The organism is Salipiger sp., assembly GCF_059781815.1.
Map to the genome: position 1 here is coordinate 1 of NZ_JBYNAH010000424.1, position 1,555 is coordinate 1,555.

Genomic DNA, 1,555 nt, shown 5'->3' on the forward strand with positions numbered 1-1,555 from the left:
ATCCGGCCCCACCTTGGCCCACGGCGAGATAATCAACGACATGGTTGGAAAGATGGTCTGGCGCCAGATGCTGGACTTTGCCCGCCAGATCGAATGGGAAGAAGACCGCGACGGCGCCAAAGTGCTGCGTGAGCCGATCGGCCCAGTCCTCACGATCATGACCTTCAACGGGCCTATCGTGCTGATGGGCATGAAAGCGATCCCGGCTTTGCTTGCCGGCAACACCGTTGTCGTCAAATTCGCCCCGGAATCGCAGCTCACCATGCGCCTGATCGGAGAGGCCGTAATCGAGGCGGGATTTCCGGAAGGCGTGGTCTCGCTGCTGGCGGCAGACACGCCAGTCACGCAGCACCTTGTCAGCCATGACAAGATCGACCTCGTCTCGCTCACCGGCGGAACTTCGATCGGAATCGACGTGGTCAAGCGCACGGCCGATCGCTTGGCGCGCACGATCATGGAACTGGGCGGCAAGTCGCCCGCGATCCTGCTCGACGATGTGGATCTCGATCAGGCCATGGAAACTCTGGTCGGCGGTTCGACCGGTTTCATGGGGCAAGTCTGCGTCAATCTATCGCGCGTGTTGGCTCCTAAAGATCGCTACGACGAAGTCGTTGGCGCGCTTGCCGAGCGCTACAAGACGATCACTCTGGGCGACCCGCTTTCTCGAGATGTCGATCAAGGCCCGATGGCGGTCGAGCGCGGTCGCGATCGGGCAGAGGCCTATGTGGCAGGGGCATTGAGCGAAGGTGCCGAAATTGCTGCCGGCGGCAAACGGCCGGAGGGCTTCCAGCGCGGGTACTGGTATGAGCCGACCCTGCTCCGCGCTGTCGACAACCAAATGACAATTGCTCGCGAGGAGGTGTTCGGACCGGTGACGGTCGTCATTCCCTATGAAGGCGATGGCGAGGCACTCGCGATAGCAAATGACAGCGACTTCGGACTTGCCGCGTCTATCTACTCGACGGATCAGGATCGCGCCTGGGAAATGGCGCGACGCCTGCAATCTGGCACGGTAGCTATCAACATGGCCGGCATTAGCTTTGCCGCACCGTTCGGCGGCTACAAGAAGTCAGGCTGGGGAAAGGAGTGCGGTCCGGAAGGCATCCTTGCCTTCACGCAAGTCAAGCAGGTGGTTGAAGCATAGCCCGTTTTAGGTGCGGCTATAACCGTCCGTCGTCAGGACATTTGTCACGGACTGAATGTTGACCGTTGGGTCGCGACCGGAACGGTCGAGTGGGTTGACCGATACAGCAACGTCATGCGTTGCTGCCCATCCACGCAGAGAATCAACGGCTTCGGGACGATTTCGGAAGAGTTGCTGGTGCCGCTTACGTGACTCGAACACGTGACCCCATCATTACGAATGATGTGCTCTACCAACTGAGCTAAAGCGGCTCCGGCCCTACTAAGGCCCTACTAACTTCATTTCTCCCGATCCAGCCCATTGGTTTCATTCATCATTCCAGCGGTGGCCCGCTAATTACGAATGATGTGCTCTACCAACTGAGCTAAAGCGGCACAGACGACTGCACTTGCGTGCGGTCAAAATTGGAGG

The 1,555-nt window shown here is 59.1% G+C and carries 1 protein-coding gene and 1 tRNA gene; one reads left to right on the forward strand and one right to left on the reverse strand.

The window, feature by feature from the left end; all coding sequences use genetic code 11:
• On the forward strand, window positions 1-1,144 hold a 1,144-nt coding region (locus tag AC6RA4_RS25485), incomplete at its 5' end, for an aldehyde dehydrogenase family protein (protein WP_500165117.1).
• A gap of 175 nt (window positions 1,145-1,319) precedes the next feature.
• On the opposite strand, the gene AC6RA4_RS25490 is transcribed toward AC6RA4_RS25485, so the two are convergent.
• A tRNA-Thr gene (locus AC6RA4_RS25490) sits at window positions 1,320-1,395 on the reverse strand.
• Window positions 1,396-1,555 lie beyond the last annotated feature (160 nt).